Below are 2741 nucleotides of genomic sequence, written 5' to 3' on the forward strand. Positions count from 1 at the left end.
ATTTCTTGGGAAACAAGATAATCCATGAAACGCTCCGATTGCTTTACGTAATGATCTACGGTTACTTTGGAATACCCTTTGTACTTGCAGTATTCTTTAAAATCCTTACTGATGCCTATGTAATAGGAATCTGTAAGCAGCTTTCTGTGTTTATAGTATCGTCTAAGAACAGTGTGGTGGAGTTGGAAGTCCCCAATCATTCGAATGATGCGGAGTTCTTGTGTATCTTTCTGGGATAGGGTTTTATCAAAATCCTTTTCAAGGATCTGGTAATGGTGTTCAACATAATTGATTCCAAGCTGCTCGGAATAGAAAAAATCATCCCGCTCTTTAGCGAACTGAATAATTTTTTCCCACCGGTTACGGTAAAACTTCATGGAGCCTTCAGTGTAACCGAGTCGCAGCAGCTCCTGCTCTAACTCTTGCAACAGATCTTTCAATGGTTTCTTTTGCATAAACATATCTCCTTCAATGATTTTTTGAGCTTTTGCTCAGTCATCATTGGTGGAGATTATGCCAAGTAAATCAATAAGAAACCATTGATTTATTGTGGTTTTTAAGGCTTACTTTGCATAATTACTTACTTCGCATAAGGCGGGATTGTATCGCCGGTCTTAGCGAATGTATACCTTCACTTTGGACTGGACCTTTGGTTTGAGAAGCGGGTAAAGGCGCACTGCAAGGGCAAAGCATTCCTTCTCCGATATGCAGACGATTTCATATGTGCATTTCAGTATCGGGATGAAGCCAACAGGTTTTATCAAGAACTGCCCAAAAGATTAGACAAGTTCAATCTGGCAGTGGCACCGGAAAAGACCGGTCTTATCCGATTCAGTCGATTTCATCCGGGAATGGAAAGGCGGATCGACTTTTTAGGCTTTGAGACATATTGGATGAAAGACAAAGAAGGTGTTGCCAGAGTGGAACAGAGAACGGCACCGAAGAAGTTGCAGGGTGCCCGCAAGCGCATCAAGGAATGGATCAAAGAAAATCGGCATTTAAAAGGCAAGAAATTCATAAAAGCGCTAAACCGGAAATTAGTAGGACATTACAATTACTACAATGTTCCTGGTAATTTGCATACGGTATGGCACTTTTTCAACTGGGCGATAAAGAGTTCATTCAAATGGCTGAACCGCCGAGGCGGCAAGCGAAAGAGCTTTCACTGGAAGGCCTTCAGCAAAGCAATCGACTGGTTAGGAATTGCCAAGCCAGAAATGCAGATTGTAAATAGACGACATCGGGTATTTGCATAAACAACGCCTTACGCGAAGGCGAGTACAACCGAGGAACCGGATGCGGGAAAACTGCACGTCCGGGTCTGTGCGGGGGGCTCCGGGTAACTGGGGTTCCTACCGTGAGAAGCTTCTGAATATTGAGAATCTTTTATTCAATGGTTCAGACAGTTTTATCCATTGATGGTTCCGTAATTAAGGACTTTCTCATATTCTGAGTTTGATTTTATCAAAGTTAGGTTCAGACCTAACATTGAAGAAAAGCGTTCAAGTAAATGTTCATTAAATTTTCGGATTTTCCAACTCAAAACAGATATGACGCGGCCCTCAGACCTTTCGGTTAACTGACGGTCTTGCATTTTGATCAAATTCAGGGCTGTCATCGAAGCATTAAAATGGAAATGAAGACTTTGCTTACATCGGGCCTGACAATCTAAAAGTCCTGTAAATTGTTTCGCGTCGCGGAACAGAAATTCGATCTGAAATCGAGCTTTGTAATATCGATAGATTTCAGTGGCGGCAAGATGGATGTCGGTTGAAAACAGCAATGCTGTAGATATCTTTCCGCCATCCTGTTTGACGATATAGGCGACGCGAATATTTCTCTTTAAGCTGACACTGTTGACAACGGTAGTATAAAGCCTTTGCTTTTTTTCTACTGCCGCTAATTCAAAGTGACTCAGATCATCAAAGCGTACTTTTTCACCAAACTCTTTGTTTCGTCCAAGCGGTTTTTGAGGACCTTGGTATAGGTGGCGAAGATTGGAATCGCAACGCAGTTTGCCAATGCTGTGCAGACCTAAACCAACAACACCATCGACAAATTTTACCTTTTGATAATAGCCATCATGAGCCAGGTAACGCACTGTTGGCCAAAGAGCGTATCGATCTTGTTGAAGATGTTCCAGATACCAATCCATACGGGTCTTGTTCGGATCTTTAATAATCGGTGTCTGGCGTGTGGAAATATTGTAAGCCGTGTTTTCAACTACATCTACGATGGATATAGTTGAAATCTCTAACCCTATAGAAGCTTTATCTAATTTTGAGTTGTAAAATTTATCCAGACCATATGTGTGTTTGCCGCTTTTGTTGATGAAGCTACAATCTATGGCGCCAATCTGAGTATGCGATTTGGGTATCATATCAGATACAGCCAAACGGTTAAATTCTATGAAGTCAAATGTCTTGCGGAATTGACGCGAATAGGTTTTTTCACATAATCCACTGTAGCGGCTTAAGTTTCGAAAGTTAGCTCTACCGCGCAAAAGCAATAAAGTCGAAAATAGCACCATTATAAATTTCTGTTGAGGTCTCGAAGTGTTGGACATCTGCTTCAAAATTTTGTTTACTATTTCCATGGAGTCCCTTTTGTCGTTTTGAGAAATATTGTTGTGAGAGACATAATTCTCTGCGATATCTGGGACTCTTGTCAATTCATTGATTTAGCAAAAACTGTCCGAACCATTGATCTTGTAAAGAACACTTATTACGAAAAGTACAAAA

General features: G+C 41.1%; 3 protein-coding genes and 1 pseudogene. 2 read left to right on the forward strand and 2 right to left on the reverse strand.

Annotated elements, in window-relative coordinates; genetic code table 11:
* Nucleotides 1-455: hypothetical protein (locus tag AC37HE_RS09455; protein ID WP_500782584.1), on the reverse strand; the 455-nt coding region annotated here is incomplete at its 3' end.
* Between the two features lie 144 nt (nucleotides 456-599).
* On the opposite strand from AC37HE_RS09455, the pseudogene AC37HE_RS09460 reads away from it, so the two are divergent.
* A pseudogene (locus AC37HE_RS09460) lies at nucleotides 600-872 on the forward strand (reverse transcriptase domain-containing protein); the annotation flags it as partial.
* A 21-nt stretch (nucleotides 873-893) separates the two neighbouring features.
* Nucleotides 894-1256, forward strand: a complete 363-nt coding sequence (locus AC37HE_RS09465; protein WP_500782585.1) for a group II intron maturase-specific domain-containing protein — start codon at nucleotides 894-896, stop codon at nucleotides 1254-1256.
* Nucleotides 1257-1408: 152 nt separating this feature from the next.
* Here AC37HE_RS09465 and AC37HE_RS09470 read toward each other — a convergent pair whose 3' ends face one another.
* The gene (locus tag AC37HE_RS09470) at nucleotides 1409-2596 is read right to left on the reverse strand and encodes a transposase (protein WP_500782586.1); all 1188 of its coding nucleotides are present in this window, start codon (nucleotides 2594-2596) and stop codon (nucleotides 1409-1411) included.
* Nucleotides 2597-2741 lie beyond the last annotated feature (145 nt).

The organism is Mangrovibacterium sp., assembly GCF_059905295.1.